General features: G+C 35.7%; 16 protein-coding genes and 1 pseudogene. 7 read left to right on the top strand and 10 right to left on the bottom strand.

From position 1 onward, the window contains the following. Positions 1-51: 51 nt before the first annotated feature. Positions 52-1,221, bottom strand: a complete 1,170-nt coding sequence (solA, locus tag ACTXGU_RS16000; protein ID WP_443482527.1) for an N-methyl-L-tryptophan oxidase — start codon at positions 1,219-1,221, stop codon at positions 52-54. A gap of 633 nt (positions 1,222-1,854) precedes the next feature. Between solA and ACTXGU_RS16005 the strand changes: the two genes are divergently transcribed. Beyond that, complete coding sequence (locus ACTXGU_RS16005) at positions 1,855-2,772, top strand: LysR family transcriptional regulator (RefSeq protein WP_443482528.1); 918 nt, start codon at positions 1,855-1,857, stop codon at positions 2,770-2,772. A gap of 342 nt (positions 2,773-3,114) precedes the next feature. On the opposite strand, the gene ACTXGU_RS16010 is transcribed toward ACTXGU_RS16005, so the two are convergent. Further along, complete coding sequence (locus ACTXGU_RS16010; RefSeq protein WP_443482529.1) at positions 3,115-4,482, bottom strand: aminotransferase-like domain-containing protein; 1,368 nt, start codon at positions 4,480-4,482, stop codon at positions 3,115-3,117. A gap of 240 nt (positions 4,483-4,722) precedes the next feature. Here ACTXGU_RS16010 and ACTXGU_RS16015 point away from each other — a divergent pair, with 240 nt between their 5' ends. Then, complete coding sequence (locus tag ACTXGU_RS16015; RefSeq protein WP_443482530.1) at positions 4,723-5,565, top strand: DMT family transporter; 843 nt, start codon at positions 4,723-4,725, stop codon at positions 5,563-5,565. Between the two features lie 194 nt (positions 5,566-5,759). Here the strand turns inward: ACTXGU_RS16015 and ACTXGU_RS16020 are convergent, their stop codons facing one another. After that, entirely contained in the window at positions 5,760-5,966 is a 207-nt protein-coding gene (locus tag ACTXGU_RS16020) for a TOBE domain-containing protein (protein ID WP_443482531.1), read from the bottom strand. Between the two features lie 568 nt (positions 5,967-6,534). On the opposite strand from ACTXGU_RS16020, the pseudogene ACTXGU_RS16025 reads away from it, so the two are divergent. After that, positions 6,535-7,457 (top strand): annotated as a pseudogene (locus ACTXGU_RS16025) (cation diffusion facilitator family transporter). 158 nt (positions 7,458-7,615) lie between these two features. On the opposite strand, the gene ACTXGU_RS16030 reads toward ACTXGU_RS16025, so the two are convergent. The 4 genes from ACTXGU_RS16030 to ACTXGU_RS16045 form a co-directional block, all read right to left on the bottom strand. Then, positions 7,616-8,629 (bottom strand): biotin-dependent carboxyltransferase family protein, encoded by a 1,014-nt coding sequence (locus ACTXGU_RS16030; protein WP_443482532.1) that lies wholly within the window; start codon positions 8,627-8,629, stop codon positions 7,616-7,618. Next, positions 8,626-9,381, bottom strand: a complete 756-nt coding sequence (gene pxpB, locus ACTXGU_RS16035) for a 5-oxoprolinase subunit PxpB (protein ID WP_443482533.1) — start codon at positions 9,379-9,381, stop codon at positions 8,626-8,628. The genes ACTXGU_RS16030 and pxpB overlap by 4 nt, the downstream gene beginning before the upstream one ends. 127 nt (positions 9,382-9,508) lie before the next feature. Continuing rightward, positions 9,509-10,267, bottom strand: coding sequence for a LamB/YcsF family protein (locus ACTXGU_RS16040; RefSeq protein ID WP_443482534.1), 759 nt, complete (start codon positions 10,265-10,267; stop codon positions 9,509-9,511). A 183-nt stretch (positions 10,268-10,450) separates the two neighbouring features. Further along, complete coding sequence (locus tag ACTXGU_RS16045; RefSeq protein WP_443482535.1) at positions 10,451-11,113, bottom strand: DNA alkylation repair protein; 663 nt, start codon at positions 11,111-11,113, stop codon at positions 10,451-10,453. 160 nt (positions 11,114-11,273) lie between these two features. Here ACTXGU_RS16045 and ACTXGU_RS16050 point away from each other — a divergent pair, with 160 nt between their 5' ends. Beyond that, the gene (locus tag ACTXGU_RS16050) at positions 11,274-11,840 is read left to right on the top strand and encodes a TetR/AcrR family transcriptional regulator (protein WP_443482536.1); all 567 of its coding nucleotides are present in this window, start codon (positions 11,274-11,276) and stop codon (positions 11,838-11,840) included. Positions 11,841-12,053: 213 nt separating this feature from the next. On the opposite strand, the gene ACTXGU_RS16055 is transcribed toward ACTXGU_RS16050, so the two are convergent. Continuing rightward, positions 12,054-13,220 carry an RNA-guided endonuclease InsQ/TnpB family protein gene (locus tag ACTXGU_RS16055; RefSeq protein WP_443482537.1) on the bottom strand — a complete coding sequence of 389 codons (1,167 nt, stop codon included), beginning with the start codon at positions 13,218-13,220 and terminating at the stop codon, positions 12,054-12,056. 344 nt (positions 13,221-13,564) lie between these two features. On the opposite strand from ACTXGU_RS16055, the gene ACTXGU_RS16060 reads away from it, so the two are divergent. Beyond that, a complete protein-coding gene (locus ACTXGU_RS16060; RefSeq protein ID WP_443482538.1) occupies positions 13,565-14,212 on the top strand; it encodes a peroxiredoxin-like family protein in 648 nt (215 codons plus the stop codon). A 71-nt stretch (positions 14,213-14,283) separates the two neighbouring features. Here the strand turns inward: ACTXGU_RS16060 and ACTXGU_RS16065 are convergent, their stop codons facing one another. Next, a complete protein-coding gene (locus ACTXGU_RS16065) occupies positions 14,284-15,120 on the bottom strand; it encodes a helix-turn-helix transcriptional regulator (protein ID WP_443482539.1) in 837 nt (278 codons plus the stop codon). Positions 15,121-15,295: 175 nt separating this feature from the next. Between ACTXGU_RS16065 and ACTXGU_RS16070 the strand changes: the two genes are divergently transcribed. Continuing rightward, positions 15,296-16,495 carry an MFS transporter gene (locus tag ACTXGU_RS16070; RefSeq protein ID WP_443482540.1) on the top strand — a complete coding sequence of 400 codons (1,200 nt, stop codon included), beginning with the start codon at positions 15,296-15,298 and terminating at the stop codon, positions 16,493-16,495. Next, complete coding sequence (locus ACTXGU_RS16075; RefSeq protein ID WP_443482541.1) at positions 16,492-16,896, top strand: carboxymuconolactone decarboxylase family protein; 405 nt, start codon at positions 16,492-16,494, stop codon at positions 16,894-16,896. Before ACTXGU_RS16070 ends, ACTXGU_RS16075 begins: the two co-directional genes overlap by 4 nt. A gap of 166 nt (positions 16,897-17,062) precedes the next feature. On the opposite strand, the gene ACTXGU_RS16080 is transcribed toward ACTXGU_RS16075, so the two are convergent. After that, on the bottom strand, positions 17,063-18,013 hold the full coding sequence (locus tag ACTXGU_RS16080) for a VanW family protein (protein WP_443482542.1): 951 nt from the start codon (positions 18,011-18,013) through the stop codon (positions 17,063-17,065). Positions 18,014-18,084 lie beyond the last annotated feature (71 nt).

Here is an 18,084-nt window from a genome sequence, read left to right on the forward strand (position 1 = left end):
AAAATAACTATATTTTTAAAATTTTCTGATATTTACAGCAAAAAGTCTATACTATTTTTGAAGATTTTTTTGCAACACAGGCCGGTTAATGGAAAAAAGGGAAATATCATGTTCTGTTTTTCCAGTTGTGACTAATTGGCTTAATGTTTCCCCAACTACACTTGAAAATTTAAATCCATGGCCAGAGAAACCTGCAGCAAGCGCTACATTTGAGTACTCAGGATGTAAATCGATAACAAAATGCTCGTCTGGTGTTTTTGTATACATGCAGACAGCTCCTTTTTTTAATTCTCCATTTGCTCCAGGCATGTATTTATCCAAGAATAGACGGAGATTCTCTTCATCCTCCTGATATACACCAAATTCACGATTGATAGTATCTGGATCAACTTCTTGACCATATGTATGGTAGCCAATTTTTAATCCGCATCCACCAAAGCTTGGGAATCCGTAATAAATTCCATTTGAAACTTCCACCATGAATGCTGGAAAATCAACATTATTGCTATATTGTGCTTCATTAGATTCAAAGAAACCAACAACTTGACGATATGGCTGTAATGGAATATCAAGGTTTAGTTTTGAAAGAAGTTTGCTATTCCAAGCTCCCATACTAACAATCAATTTACCAGCTGTATAGGATCCATTTGCTGTATGGATCGTTACTAAATCTTCTGTAATTTCAAAATCCTCAACCGGTGTATTGGTTAACATTTTAGCACCATTCGCTTCAGCTAGTTCACGATAGGCTCGGACACAGTTATCACTGAATAAAACTCCAGAATTTGGTTCATAAATTGCATTATAATTTTCAGGAACAGTTATACCAGGCCAACGCTGATTTAGTTCATTGCCTTCAAGTAAATCAGCAGTTAATGAATGGATCTCTGCAGCTTCCATCGTTTCTGCTACGAAATCAGATTCACCTTTAGGACCGAAAACCAGCACACCAGTTTTTGTGAAAATTTTGTGGTGAGTTTTATTTTCCAGCTCATACCATAGTTCTTGTGCTCTTAGGGCAAACGGCACATATTCTCTTCCTTCACCATAAGCATGACGAATAATACGTGTTTCACCATGATGGCTGCCGTTTGTATGCGGAGGATCAAATGCATCAACTAATAATGTGCTAACTCCTTGCTTTGCTAAATAGTAGCCAGCTGCCATTCCCATAGATCCTGCTCCAACAATGATTACGTCATAATTTTTTTCAGTTGTCATTCTCTATTCCCAACCTTCCTCGCAAGATGTTATTTTTGTTCATTTCAAAATTCCCCCTTTTTTGTCCCCCTCCTGATTATTTATCTAAATTTTAAAATAATTCGAATTATTCTTATTACTAACATTCTAATGTTGGAAATATATATTGTAAAATGATTAAAAATGATACATTATATCACTAATAGTGATAGGTTGTAGTAAAAAACCGAAACTTTAGTACAAAACCTCGATTTATTTATCTAATTTTTTAAACAATTCGAATTATTCTGTTACCAATATTCTAATGTTGGAAATATATATTGTAAAATGATTAAAAATGATACAATATATTACTAATAGTGATAGATTGTAGTTAAAAAAACGAAACTTAGTACAAAACCTCGATTTATTTATCTAATTTTTTAAATAATTCGAATCATTCTGTTACCAGTCTTCTAATGTTGGAAATATATATTGTAAAATGATTAAAAATAATACAATATATTACTAATAGTGGTAGATTGTAATTAAAAAAACGACATGACTTTGTCAGGTTCATATAAAAATCTTGATTTGTAGTAAAATGAAGTTATCTAAAAGAAAATTTGCCAGGATTTTTTTCTGAAATATCAGAAAAAACAAGGAGGGATTCAAGTGGAAATCAAAGATATGCGGATTTTTCAAGCTGTTGCTTACCACGGAAGTGTTAGTAAAGCGGCCAAAGAGTTAAACTATGTGCAATCACATATAACGACAAGAATTAATTTGATCGAAAAAGCATTACAAACACGATTGTTTCATCGATATAGCCGTGGAATGATTTTAAATTCAGACGGAAAAAAATTATTATCTTACACCCAAAACATTCTATCAATGGTAGACGAAATGGTAAAAGTAGTTCAAGATTCAGATAATCCTACTGGCTCACTCGAGTTTGGAACGGTAGAGACGGTCATGAAACTTCCTATCGTATTATCTACCTTTCATAAAAAATACCCAAATGTTGATTTATCCCTTGTAACGGGTGTAACAGAGCAGCTTGTGAAGGATGTTGTTAACTTCAAATTAGACGGTGCATTTGTAACAGCATTTGACCAGCAGCCACATATTATTCAACACGAACTTTTTCAAGAAGACTTGGTTTTAATTACAAATAAAAAGAAAATGGCTATTGAGGACTTAAAAAATGAACCCCTTTTAGTATTTCATACAGGATGCACCTACCGTGAAAAACTAAGAAACTGGCTAAAGGATGAAGGAATTACAACACCAAAAATCATGGAATTTGGCACTTTGGAAACGATATTAGGTGGAGTAGTATCAGGATTAGGCGTTAGCCTTGTACCAAAATCTGCTGTCAGTCACTTAGAAACAGATGGACTTATTCAATGTCATTCGATACCTGAAAAGTACAGTAAAATATCAACTGTATTTATACATCGTGCAGATACCTACATGACAAAAGCAGTGGAGAAATTTATCGAGACTGTTAGAAACTTCAATAAATTAAATAAAAACACAATAACTGATTCACAGCCCTTCAATCTTATTACAACTTATTCATTGAAATAAATTATATATATGGTCTTATGGGTGACATTTTTATAAACCAGAGAACGTCACCCAACATTAACAATTCCATACCCAAAAACCAAGGATTTTATCTGAATCTTCAATGCGTGCTGTAAGAAAGTGAATCGGACAATCCACCCGTTCCCTATCGCTCTGCAAACCTCTAGTCCGTCCATTTCCAGTATCATAATATCGAGCAAATGATATATTGACATTCACATGAATATTCAACTGCTTCCTTTCATTTTTTCACCTTCATTTTTTATTTTTCTAATATAAAGGACTATAAATTTATACAAACGATAAAGTAAAACTTTTTTTAATTGTAAAAATAACCATCATCTACCCTCTACACTTTTCTATCTCCTCAAAGATAATTCGTATGCCCGCTTTGATTTGTTCGTTTGTTAGATTTGAAATACATAGTCTGAAAGCATGATTATTGCGATGGTGACTAATAAAATAATGGTTAGCAGGAGAGACATAGACATCTTTTTCTTCCAACTGTTTAATCAGCCTATTCATTCTTATGTCATTAGGAAGTTTTATCCAAGCAAAAAATCCTGTTTTCGGGATCATCATTTCTATTCCTGCCGAATTAAAACGTTCGACACATTCTTTTAAACAATCCATTTTCTTTCGGTAAGCTAATTGGGTTTTCCTAATATGATTTTTATACATCCCACTGTTAATAAAAATTTCTAATGCGCCTTGGGCTAATACGGATGTATTTAAATCATCACATCGTTTGTGCTTTGAAAATACCTCCCTCAATGTTTCAGGTAATACAGCGGCTCCTATTCTAATGCCAGGCATAAATGCTTTTGAAAAGCTTTTTATATAAACCGTTCGTTGAGATATATCATAATAATGGGCAGGCAACACCTTTTTATTCGAATCAATATCTACAAGATAATCATCTTCAACGATATAAACATCATACTTTTCTGCCAATCTAGTTATCACTTTTTTTTCTTTCTCAGAATAACTTGTCCCTAAAGGATTGTGAAATCTTGGAATGGTATAGAAAAACTTGATGTCTTGTTTTTTAAAAATGATTTCTAATTCATCTAAGTTAATGCCCTGATCATTCCGGTCGATTCCAATTAGGTTGATACCATTTTGCTCGACCATTTCCTGCATTAATCCGTAAGTAGGCTGTTCAACTAAGATAGCACTCTTATGATTTGGAAAACGCATTTTTGTCAATATGTTTAATGCTTGCTGCGCACCTGAAGTGATAAAAATATGGTCTTTGGAAGTAAATACTTGATGTTCACTGAAATGATAGACTAATACCTTTCTTAAAGATTCCAAACCCTGCATATTTCCATACGTAAACAAACTATCTTTATATAATTCTACTGCTCTGTTTATGCAATGATTAAATTCTTTATATGGCAACAACTTAGGATCTGGCAAGACTTCTGAAAAATCTATTTTTTCAAATTTTTTATCATTTATAAGATGCTTTTCTACTAAATAAAATCCCCCCTTAGGGATGGAATAAATCTTGTGATTGAATTCAAGTTCCTGATATGCACGGATAACAGTTGATTTATTGCACTTATATTTTTCAGCCATTGCACGTATCGAAGGAAGTCGTTCCCCCTGTTTTAGCTGATTTATTTTGATAAGTTCTTCAATATTGTCGATAATCTGTTCATATTTCTTTTTCACATTTCTCACCTCTATTGCCGAAATGTTCAATCCATTTTCACCTTATTATAGGATTCTCTATACCGGTACAGAACCCTTTTTTTAATATTGTACCGTATTATTTTCGTATTTATAATTTAATTAATGAAGGTGATGTAAATAACTAGGAGGCAAATAAATGATTTATTAAAAATGGTTTTATATCTGGATATGATGTACAAATTTACGAAGCGACCACTTGCAAAGTTCTTAAAGTAGTATGAAGAGAAATGCTAGTTAGGGGAGTTGGACATGAATCGAAAAAAAGCCATCCTATATATGGTCATTGCAGCTGCTTTATGGAGTATTGGAGGTCTGTTCATTAAACTTGTAGACTGGAATCCCATGGCAATTGCCGGTGCCCGCAGCGGCATTGGCGCAATCGTTATGCTTTGTTACTTAAAGAAACCTGTCATCCATTTTAAAGAGAAATCGACATTATTGGGTGCCTGTGCTTATGCAAGTCTTTTGGTTTTGTTTGTATCTGCCAATAAACTAACAACATCAGCTAATGCCATTCTCTTACAATTTACTGCCCCAATATGGGTTGCCTTATTTTCAGGTTGGTTTTTAAAAGAGAAGGTTTCAAAATCAGATTGGGCGACTATTGTCTTTGTCATGGTAGGAATGGTTCTTTTTTTTGTTGGCGATTTACAAACGAGTCACACGATGGGGAATTTTGTTGCGCTCTTAAGCGGCGTTGCGATGGCAAGCATGATTATTTTTATAATGCTTCAGAAGAAGGGTTCCGCTGTAGAGGTAACATTTCTAGGCAATATTTTTACCTTTATCATTTGCTCTCCTTTTTTCTTCTTATCTATGCCAAGTTTGAGTAGTCTTTTCGCACTCCTAATACTAGGTATCTTTCAGCTAGGAATTCCCTATATTTTTTATGCAAAAGCGATTCGGCACGTAACAGTGATTGAAGCCATTCTAATCCCAATCATTGAGCCCTTACTCAATCCTGTTTGGGTGTTTTTGGTTACAAGAGAAGCGCCTGGCAGTTCTGCAGTTGTAGGAGGTATACTTGTGATGCTTGCCATCATCTCTAGAGGAGTTTATCATGCAAAGAAAGTCAATTTATATCAAGAATAGTAAAAGATAAAAGGAAAAATTACCAAAATCTATTTTTCTCTATTCGTCAGCAGCTTTTATTCAGTTACTTTTTTATTTAAAAATTCAAGGAAATAAAAAGGCATCTGTGTATCTACTATATTGATTAAACAGCTATCAACATAAGGGATATACAGATGCACTTTTAGCTAAATCAAATCTTTACTAAGATATAATTAAGCCATTAATAATACGTTAGAAGCTTTAATTAATGTTGTCACTTCTGAACCAACAGTAAGTTCTAATTCTTTTACAGCATCAAGAGAAACGATAGAAGTAATGATCTTTCCTTCACCTAATTCTACGTCAACTTTTGCATTAACTGCACCTTCGTTAACTGCTACTACTTTTCCTGTTAATTGATTTCTTGCACTGATTTTCATCGTTTTTCCCCCTTATTTCTTTTCTTTATAAAATAAATCGCTCTTTTCTCTTGAAAATTATTAATCTACATAATTCCTTAAAAAAGAAGCAAAATATTTCTCAACTAGTTAGCAACCTTTAAACCCCGACTTATATCGACATAATTCTTCATAAGCCTACAATAATAGTTTACAATATACGACTTCTCCAAAACTTCCAAAATAGTTACAATATTGCGACACATTTACATTAATTGAATAAACATCCCATTCATAACACCTTTTGTAATGGAAATTCTTCACTCACTAGCCATAAAATCTACTGAAAAATCACAAAAATGCAACAAAAAATGACAAATATATATTGAACGATGTCTCAAAATATACCATGCTATATGAATATATACTCATATACAAGAAAAGCGGAAGCGCCTTGTTTAGCCCTGAAGAAAAATGTTCATTTGACTCGGGAAAGTGTTTTTTACTTATAGAGGCAAAGGGTTATTTTTCACAAGGGCTAGGCGCTGGAGCTAGATAGCTATCTAACTTAAGATATAAATTCTAGAATACAAAGAAAGCAGGGATAAACATGGGACACAACCATGGTCATCATCATCACGGACATGAGCATCATCATTCGCATACAGAGAATAAAAAAGCACTATTTTTATCTTTTATCCTAATTACATCTTTTATGATTGTGGAGGTTGTCGGAGGTATCCTTACTAATAGCTTGGCTCTGCTTTCAGATGCTGGGCATATGTTAAGCGATGCTTTTGCACTAGGATTAAGTTTTTTTGCAATGAAGCTTGGGGAGAGAAAGGCTACAGAAAGAAAAACATATGGATATAAGCGCTTTGAAATTATTGCTGCAGCGTTAAATGGATTAACATTGATGGCAATCTCCGTTTATATTTTTGTGGAAGCTTATCAAAGATTTTTTCATCCTCAAGAAGTGCAAAGCAAAGGAATGCTTATGATCTCCATTACAGGATTACTCATTAATATTGCCGCTGCCTTTCTATTAATGAAAGGAGACAAAAACGAAAATTTAAATGTAAGAAGTGCTTTTCTCCATGTAATTGGCGATATGCTTGGTTCAGTGGGAGCAATCGCTGCTGCATTATTCATTCTTTTCTTTGGATGGGAAATTGCCGACCCAATTGCCAGCATTGTTGTAGCTATCCTGATCTTAATCAGTGGTTTTCGAATTACAAAAGAATCCTTTCATATTTTGATGGAAGGAACTCCTAATCAAATCAATTTAGGGAATGTGAAAGCTTCACTATTAAACATCCCTAACGTTCAATCAGTCCATGATCTTCACCTCTGGTCCATCACTTCTGACATGTCTTCAGCTGTCATATTGTGTTGGCTAAAGACGGTGTACATGATCACGTTTTATCCGAAGCACAAATTATTCTTCATGATCAGTATGGAATTGAACACTCTACTGTACAAGTTGAAAGTGCAAAAAATGGCTGTCCAAATCATCATAGATGCTGCAATTAATGGGACTCTCCTGTTATTTGGTGCGTTGTCTCATGTATGAGTGCCTGTCCCTTTGTGCTACTATTTTGGGACAGCACTCATTTTGTGGCTACTTCACTCAGTCTTCAACTTTTATAAAGGCTCTTTTCCTTCATTATGGAAATCATGTAGATTTACCATCATTCAAACACCTTTACATTTAATGAAATAGCGGCTTTTAAAGCCTTCAACTTTCTTTCTCTTTCCAAATACAATTGCTCTGCTTCTGCAAGTGTAATTCTAGAAAAATAAATTTTCTCACCGGGCTTCGTTTGTGCAATCAATGGCAGGTCTACAGTTGAGACTTGGCCGATTTTTGGATATCCTCCGGTAGTTTGCCGGTCTGCTAGTAAAATGATTGGGTTGCCATCAGGCGGAATTTGGATGGTTCCATGCGTAACCGCTTCTGATATCATCTCCACCTTTTCTTTCATCTCCATTTTTGGTCCAGAAATTCGGTAACCCATTCGATTAGATTGACTTGAAACCTTAAAGGGGAGCGAAAAAAATTCAGATCTGCTTGATTGTGTAAATAGATCGAATTGGCCTCCATTCATTACTCTGACGACAGAAGCTTTTTGAAACGGAAAAAACTCCGTTCTGTCCACAAACCAGCTTGTTGTCGCTAAAGGAAATCCTTTTTGCTTTAGCTTAAGTTGATCAAACAACCTTTTTGATTTTTCAGACATAGGTTTACAAGTTAACTGATCTAAAGCTTTTAATGGTCTTCCATGATAGCCGCCAATGCCCCCAAGTATGTATGTACTTTTACTATTCATGGCTGTTGGAATATCATAGCCGCCAGCTACAGCAAGATAAGCTCTGCATCCGTCTTTGCACGATCCGAAGGTAAGAACACTTCCCTTTTTGATAAAAATAGGTCTCCAGCCTGAAACCAGATTTCCATCAATCGATGGTGATAAATCCCCCCCAGTAATAGCAATTAAGCAATCCTTATTAAACGTTAACGAAGGACCAACCAAGGTAATTTCTAAGACTGCTTCCTTTTCATCATTTCCTACAAGCAGATTGGCGATTCTTAATGAAAGTGCATCCATCGTGCCGCTTACGATGACACCATGCTGCTGAAAACCGTATCTTCCTAAATCTTGAATACTCGTAAGCAATCCCGGACGATTTACTTTTATACTCATTCCTTTCTCCCCCTATTAAGCTTTTCTAAAAACTCTTCTTGAGAGATGGATCGAAACTTTACTCGGTCTCCTGCCTGTAGAAGACTTGGCGGATTTTCATTTGGCAAAAATAGAGGTGTTGGTGATTGACCAATTAGCTGCCACCCTCCTGGAGTGGATAACGGATAGATGCCTGTCTGCTTGCCTGCAATTCCCACTGAACCTGCTGGAATTGATGTACGTGGAGTAGAACGTCTAGGTGTAGCTATTTTGTCCGACATCCCCCCCATAAAGGGAAATCCAGGGGCAAAGCCAATCATATAAACAAGGTATTCACCAGCTGAATGAATCGCAATAACCTCATCTGCTGATATGCCATTATACTTAGCGACCTCCTCTAAATCTGGTCCATATTCTCCACCATAGCAAACAGGAATTTCGATAGAACGATAATCAAGGTCTTCTGATTCACTCATATGTTTTAATTCTTCTTCAATAATGGAACGAACTATTTGAAAAGGAGAACTTATTTTCACAGTATGTTTATATTGGTTATAAATCATCACTGGATCATAGTAGAGTGTAACATTTGTAAAAGATGGCACACATTCTATAAAACCGCTGCTTAAATTTTTCTCAAGATGTGTTTTTACCATCATGACTTTGCGATGTACTTCATTACTGATTTCATTCCCTAATTGAATAACTATAGCAGAGTCGCCAAGTGCTGTTAGTTGTATATTTGATCGTTTATTTTTACTCACTTGAGACATCAAATCCCCTCTATTTCTTTTAAAAATTGAAAAGCAGCACTTAATAATAAAGACCAGTTTATGTTTAACTTACTTGAAGGTCTCTTCTAAATTTGCTCCAATGTTTCAATTCCTTCATAAAAACTAATTATTTAAATGCTTTTATGCTGATGCCAGCAGCTTCAAGAGATTCTTTGATTGATTTTGCATATTGTAGGGCATGCGCTCCATCTCCATGAATGCAAACTGTATCTGCTTTTAAGGAAATGTCTACCCCTTGCTGTGACTTGACTTTCCCTTCTTTTACTATTCGCTTTACATGCGAGATTACTTGTTTATTTGTTTGAATGAGTGCATCAGGCTGATTTCTTGATGTTAAAGATCCATCCAGCTGGTAAGTTCGATCCGCAAATACTTCATGAGCGGTTTGCAGCCCAATTCTCTCTCCCACATAAACAAGCTCACTGCCAGATAAACCAAACAACACTAGCTCCGGGTCCACTTTATAAACAGCTTCAGCAATGGCTTCTGACAGCTCTTTGCTTTTTGCTGCCATATTATATAAAGCACCGTGCGGCTTTACGTGCTGCATTTTTGCACCTTCTGATTTGACAAACCCATAAAGAGCACCAATTTGATAAACAACCATATCATAAGCTTCTTGAGCAGAAATATTCATATTACGGCGCCCAAAGCCTATTAAATCTGGCAAACCAGGATGTGCTCCAATTGCCACCCCATTTTCCAGTGCAAGCTTAACTGTTTTTCTCATAACACTAGGATCTCCAGCATGAAAGCCACAGGCAATGTTTGCAGATGTGACAAATGAAAGAATCTCTTCGTCTAACCCTACCTTATAAGCACCAAAACTTTCTCCTAAATCACAGTTTAAATCTATTCTAAACATATATTGCCTTTCTCCTTTCTCTCAATTAAAATATTCTGAAATGAAACAAGAAAAAGTAAATCTATTTTTCTTTTAAAATTGAATTATTTATTCGAAACAAACAGTTTTACCGAGTTTCAAGTTTCGGTATTGAATTCCCGTTTATTGTGATAGTTGTGCCTCATCATTTTTTTCTGTATTTCCCTAAATATATTTGCTGCCTTCTCTTACACTCAATTTCGGCAAAGAATGTTCATCTATAAATGCACGAACGGACTGGGGATTTGTTTTGGAATACTCTCGCAATGCCCAACCAATTGCTTTTTGGATAAAAAACTCCTTACTGTCTGCATGTTGAATCATATAGCGATATAAAAGCTCTTCATTTGTTGCTGTTTTATACTTTAGCTGAAAAATAATAGATGCCCTTTGCAGCCAAAGATGGTCTCCATAAGCCCAACCTTCAATTGTTTCTGAAATAACCTTTGGAAATTGTGCAGCGATTTTGCCAACTGCATTGGATGCAATCCCATCTACTGTATCCCACCACGATTTTGTCATGATAAGCTTCTCCATTAAAGGCAAATCACTTGGCTCTAATTGCTTTAAAAACTTCCCAATATAGTCAAGTGCTGTGTAATGATATTCCCGTTCTGGTTCCTGCCATAATGCCCACACAAACTCCTGTTGAAAATCATCTTTTAATATCTCGCTTTTCTGAAAAAATTGTTTAACAAGCTGACTTCTTTCCGGTTTTTTTATTCCTAAAAAAGGAAAGTGATCTTTCATATACTTTTGCATTGGAATGGCTTGTTCTTCATTTCGATTCGGTTCGAAGATTTTTTTTAGTAAATCGATATGGTTCATTTATTATTCTCCTCGGCTTTTTTATGTATTATATTTCAACTATTTTTCCTATACAATCTTAAGTTAAACATTTTATTCAGCTAACTTAATGGCTGGGGTGACAGGCACACAGACATTCAACTATAATAGAAAGTACTATTTATGTGAGGGTGTTTGAGCAATGTCAAAGAAACAAGAAATTATTTTATCAGCACAGCATATTATCCATTCGAAAGGGTATCAAGCCACATCTATTAGTGATATTCTCTCCGCTGCCAATATTGGAAAAGGACAATTTTATCATTACTTTTCTTCCAAGCATGACCTTGGTTTAGCCGTAATTGACCAACTCATTCAAGAACGAGATCTTAAATTAATCGAAAAGATTTTAAAAACAGCTGAAGATCCTAAAGCAAAGCTAAATAAAATGCTTGATTGGATATTTGAATGCCATACAGAAAAAGAGAACAAGCCTGGATGTCCTATCGGCAATTTAGCTATTGAAATGAGTGAACATGACGAAAGCTATCGTTTAAAAATTCAACAATATTTTGATCGTTGGGCAGAAGCCATTGCAGAAAATTTAGAGGAGATAAATAATCTTGATCCCACTTTCCATGCAAAAAAAGATGCTGAAACCATGATTGCCATGATTGAAGGCGGCATTCTGTTGATGAAGAATCAATTAAATACAGATGTGTTAAAAAATATTCTTGACTCAGTTCGTAAACAGTATCATCTTGTTTGACATCCTCCCCCACCTAAAATGTTAACGTTTTTTGAGGAAGGGGATTCCAAAGGGATTTCACTGCGTTACAAACCGTCAGTGCCTTTGGTGTTACCCTTACTTCCTCCCATTCCGCACGTTATTTCCAATAACAAAGAACGGTAGGGAATCATCAGTTAGGTGTACAGCTCAGTCAGGAGCCTTGTGAAGGACATTGAATCCTTTACAGCGGTTTTAAGCCGCAGTTATATCTTTTGATGTTCGTGTAGATATAACAAAACTTGCATTGACATCTGCATTTTGTTTATGTCCACACGAACATGTATACAAAGACCCTCGACGGTTCTTTTTTTGTGTATGTCCACATATGGAGCATTCTTGACTCGTTTTGTACGGATCTACTTTTTGCACTTCCAGCTCGGCTAATTGTGCTTTGTATATAAGTTTTGTTTCTAAGTCAAAGAAAGCCCAGGAATGAATATTTCTGTCGCTTTTTTTCCAATATTTTTTCATAGAGCGAATAGAAGAAAGGTCTTCGATTTTAATGATAGAAGCACCACAATCTTTAGCAAACTGAACCATTTTCTTTGAGATGACATGATTCCAGTATTGAATGATACGTTGTTCTTTATTTTCTAATCGTTTCAACGCTTTCGTATTTTTCGCTTTTTGAATTTTTCTGCGAAGTTTAAAAAATTTTCTACGAATATGACCAATCTGTTTTCCGTTAAAATGAATATACTTGCCTATTTCCCTATCTCCAGCTACCGCAATATATTTTAGTCCTCTATCAACCCCAATAGATTTTGTACCTGTAGACTTTTTCTCTAATTCAAACGAAAGCGCAAAAGAAAAATACCATTTTCCTTTCTTATAGAACAATTGCCCGTTCCCTTTTTTTAATTTGGAAATATTGTCATAGGATGCTTGAAAGAATGAAGAGGTTTTGTCTATTTCCCCCGTCAAAAGAAAATCAATCCAAAAAAGAGTATACGCATTGGTCTTTAAAGGAACGTATTTATCTATTGTAAGATTCCCCTTCTCAATGGTAGGAATCCCCAACTTAAGATAACCATTATCCTGTCTTAGTCTCCAATTTTGGTTATTAAATAGAATGGATATTCTTCTGCGAAAAGAAGGAAAACCTTTCGTTTTCTGATTCTTTTTCCAGTCTTCATAACGACTTAGCGCTAGTTTTCTAGCTTCTTGAATGAGGGTAGAAGGCAGTTCAATAGGAGCTAAGCTTTTATCCAATTCCGACTTTGTTACTGCAGGATTTTCTTTTTTGTATTGAATAGCTATATTACAAGCTTCTGAAAAGTTTTGTTGCATCGTTTCGTACATCGTTTCTTTCACTTTTGTTGGTTGGAACAAGGGCAGTTTAATCGTAATGGTTGGCATTTGTTTCACCTCCTTCTTTTAATAAGAATATTTTACCAAAACAAGAACAAACGTTCCAGTTATATCTTCTTTTAAACAAAAAAAAGAAGGCGATTCATCTCCCACCTACTCTCTTTGTTCCTTGAGGAAGGAGTCTTCTCGCTCAACTATGATAAAAAAAAGCAGTGTAAGCGGAGCTAAACCATTCTTTAACTAGAAAAAGTGAAATACCCTGAGTACTTATTTATATCGGTACTTTTATATTTAGCGCAGTTCCGCCCCTTTTTTCCCCTTGTGAAATGCAAGAACATTTGTTATTCTAAAAACTGTACCAACCGGTAGGTAAAAAGAATGGGGGAATAAACTTGTCAACTCTACAAGAAGAAATAAATCAGTATAAAGAAAGCTTCAAAAAAAAGGCTCCTCTTAAAAAACAAAATATGATGGAGCAAGCTACGAAGGAATTAGCAGACTCAGGAATCGCAAAAGGATTAAAAGTGAATGACCAAGCACCTAATTTTACACTTAAAGATGCAACTGGCGCTGACATTACATTATATGAAGAATTGGAAAAAGGACCAGTTATCTTAACATTTTATCGTGGAGCATGGTGTCCATATTGCAACCTTGAATTAAAAGCATATCAACGTGTCCTTCCTGCAATTAAAGAAGCAGGAGCTCAATTAATTGCAATTAGTCCACAAACTCCTGACGCATCTCTTACGACGAAAGAAAAGAATGAATTAGAATTTTTTGTGCTAAGTGATCCTAATGGAAGCACTGCTGAAAACTACAACTTATTATTTAAAATGCCTGATTTTCTTATTGAAATATACAAGCAGTCCGGCCTTGACGTACCAGCTCATAATGGGAATGATGCTTGGAAGCTTCCAGTGCCAGCAACCTTCCTTATTGATCAAAACGGAAACATTCAATTCGCAAATGTCGATCCAGATTATCGAAATAGAGTAGAACCTGCTGAGATGGTAGCGTTGTTAACAGCAGTAAAGTAGTAACAATAATTTTAATAAGGGTGATTGTCCCCCATTGCTTAATAGCATTTAGGGGCAGGCACCCTTAGTCTTTAACCGTTTAACAACCGCTTTAATTTCTGTTCTGTCTCTCTTTCTTGGCAAGGTTGATAGATGGTTAATTTTAGTTCAGGGGCATCGTATACTTGAAGTGTAATATGGTTCATGACCATCTCTCCGACTAAAGGATGCACGATTGTTTTTTTGCCAAATGGATTGCCTAACACTTCATGTTTAGGCCACCATGCACGAAACTCAGCACTCTTCTCAGTAAGTTCTTCGATCATATCCTTAAACCATTCATCGCCAATAAAACGTGTATAAACTAAACGAAATTGGGCGATTAGCCTTTGGGCATGATCCTCCCAATTAAGAAATAGCGCTCGGTATTCTTTTGATATAAAGCAGCGATAGACAGCATTACGATCTTTGTTATCCATTTTGTTAAAGTCACCAAACACCACAGCAGCCGCTTTATTCCAGTTTACGATGTTCAGCTTTTCATCTGTTACATATGTAGGGCAGAACTCTAATTGACTCAACAAATTTTCCACAGCGCTATTTACACTGTCAACGAGCGGTTTTCCCGCTTTCGAAAACAATGGCTGATTTGCCAATAAAAATAGATGCTCTTTTTCCTCTTCATTTAACCTGAAAACACGAGAAATAGACTCCAATACCTCTGATGATACTTGAATATCACGCCCTTGCTCTAACCATGTATACCAAGTGATTCCTATCCCTGCAAGTTGCGCTACTTCTTCTCGGCGCAGCCCTTTTATTTTCCTGCGCGGCCCAATTGGCAAACCAACATCTTGCGGAGATAAACGCGCCCGCCTCGTTTTTAAAAAACCCCCTAATTCTTTTCTTCTTTCTTTATCACCCAACATGGAATCCCCCCCATTAGTGTGTGTTCAAAAATCGGAAAAGCAAGCCAACGAAGAGATTTTTGGCTTATCATTTGGTGCCTTTTTGTATTAGTGGTAGTTTTACTAATAGTATGAATACACTCCTATTCCTATTATAACTCCTCCTCTATTCTGAAAGAGGAAGGAGGTGAAAATCATGGAAGATTTTCCTGTACTTACAAAAAAATTAGTTCTTGTAATGACAATAGCTTGCGGTTTTACTGTTGCTAATGTGTATGTAAATCAAACGCTCTTAGTTAGTATGGCAAATACATTTCGTGTTTCTGAAGCAAGTATTGGAATTGTCGCCACATTAACGCAAGTAGGCTACGCTTTAGGAAATCTTTTTTTAGTCCCACTAGGCGACATATTTGAACGAAAAAAATTAATTTTAAGCCTGTTAACTATTGTATCAATCATTCTAGCCGCAGCTGCTTTGTCCATGAACGTTTTGTGGCTGATTGTGGCAAACTTAATACTTGGGTTTGTAACCATTATTCCACAAATTATTGTTCCACTTGCTGCAAATTTAGCTTTAGAAAGCAACAGAGGAAAAGTGTTGGGAAATGTAGCGATTGGCCTAGTATGTGGAATTTTGGGAGCAAGATTTATTAGTGGTTTTGTAGATTCCCATTTTGGATGGAGATCAATGTATTGGATATCTTTTACAGGCACTATCATTATGATTGGTTTAATTGCCTTGTATCTTCCAAGAAGCAAAGGAAATCAGTCCATGCATTATAAAAAACTACTCACTTCTTTAGGACCTTTATTTATAAAAGAAAAAGTTTTGCAAAAAGCTTGCCTTAGCCAAGGAATGATGTTTGGAGCATTTAGTGTCTTTTGGACCACACTAATATTTTTAATAAGCAGTCCTCCCTATTCATATGGAAGTAATATAGCAGGGTTAATCGGCTTAGTGGGAATAGCAGGAGCATTCGCCACACCTATCATTGGTAAAATTATTGATCAAAAAGGGGCAGCATTTGCCAATACTTTATGTATGTCAATATCTCTAATCTCCTTTTTCATCTTTACATTTTTAGGTTTTTGGCTGCCTGGATTAATTATTGGTGCGCTATTCATTACGATTGGGACACAGGCAAATCAAGTGGCTTGCCAAGCGATTATTTTTCAATTATCTCCTGAAAAAAGAAGCCGATTAAATGGCTTATACATGGTATCTACATTTTTAGGCGGAGCTTTAGGGTCATACTTAGGCGTGTTTGCTTGGAGCAAATGGCATTGGTATGGAGTATGTTCTGTCGGAATTCTTATGATAGGCATTGCTTTTTGCTCCTTAATTAATTTTACTAAAGAACAAAAAATCGTTGAGAAAGGAAGTAATGTTCAATGACTACTGAAAATTATCAAAAAGGGTTGGAAATACTAGCAAAAATTGATCCGGACAATTATGAAAAAATTGTAGAATCATTTAAAGATTCCGTATCCCCTGATTTAGGAACTTTAGCAGTCGAATTTAATTATGGACAAATCTTTTCCAGACCAGGATTAGATTTAAAATCCCGCCTTTTAGCAACAGTTGCTGGCCTAACTGCTTTAGGAAATACAGAACAATTAAAGTTTTATATTAACGGAGCGCTAAATGTCGGATGGACAGAAGAAGAAATTGTCGAAGCGATGATGCAAATGCTTATTTATGCAGGCTTTCCAGTCGCATTAAATACGATTTTAACAGTAGCTACCGAAGTTTTTGCTGCTAGACGAAATCAGGCAAGGGAAGAGAACGCAAAATAATGAAGCTTTTTATAATAGAGTGATGATTTAATTTTCAGGAGTAAAAGAGCCGTTATTTCTAAAGCGGCTCTCTTTATTTGAATCATAAAAATAGATACAAAATTAACGATATCTAAGTATTAAAACAGGCTCTTTCATAAAATCTTAATCCAATGCCATTATGGATTTATGATTTATCATTACTTGGTGAACTAGAAATATGCATGTCCAATTCTGCATTGGTTTCTTTTGGCAACCGAGATGATACCTTGGGGACTTTTCGAGGTTCATAATTAATCACTTCAGACGAGTAAAGTGTAACAACCATACTTCCTCTATTTCCTTTAGCCCGAATCAATATCGGCTGGTTAAATTTGTTTTGAAAGCGAAAGTCGGGTCCGTACCAGCTTACCGTAGCATCACGTCCAGATGGAACGTAAGGTACTCGCCTGCTATGGGAATAACGCTGCACGATTCTTAACCCGGCGTGATCTACAGCATTAAACAATGTTGATGATACTTGACAAATTCCCCCTCCAACTCCTTCAGAAAACTCCCCTCTAACAATTATAGGAGCTCGCATATATCCCTTGTCTGGTGTTCTCATTCCTACAACTTGATTAAACGAAAACGTTTCATTAGGAAAAACAACATGATTGTCAATTGCTTTTGCGGCAAGTGAGATATTATGTGAACGACTTTTATTGTTAGAATTAAAATATGTCACGTACTGACCAATTTGTTTTACCCGGATATGAGCAAGAATCTCGCTGTCAACTTTCGGATAAATGTCCATTTCCGGCACTTCTACCTTAAAGGATCCTTTCCCAAAGAAATAAGTATAAAATTGCTCCTTAAACCGCTGCCTATCAAGTCTGTAGCCTACCTGTTCTGGGACGATGCTTCCCTGCTCGTTGATCGTGGCATTTATAGGAGCATGATAAATTTGCTGATCAAGTTTATTGATGAATTGATCGTATTTTTCGCCATTAACTATTGGAGTACCTGGAAAGGGCATTGTAAAGTTTTCACGGTTAATAATGGTAATCGTCTGCCCTTGCTGAGTCACTGTTAAGCTGTTAGGAAGCTCTACAGGTTGAGCTAATAACAAAAAACCTGCCATCCATATTTGTAACATAAAAAGTATACCTCCCCATATTAGTATGAACAGGAGCTTACCTTTTAATGTATATCGTAAAGTTGTTCACA

Source organism: Niallia sp. 01092, from assembly GCF_052318935.1.
In the GTDB taxonomy this organism is placed as follows: domain Bacteria; phylum Bacillota; class Bacilli; order Bacillales; family Cytobacillaceae; genus Niallia.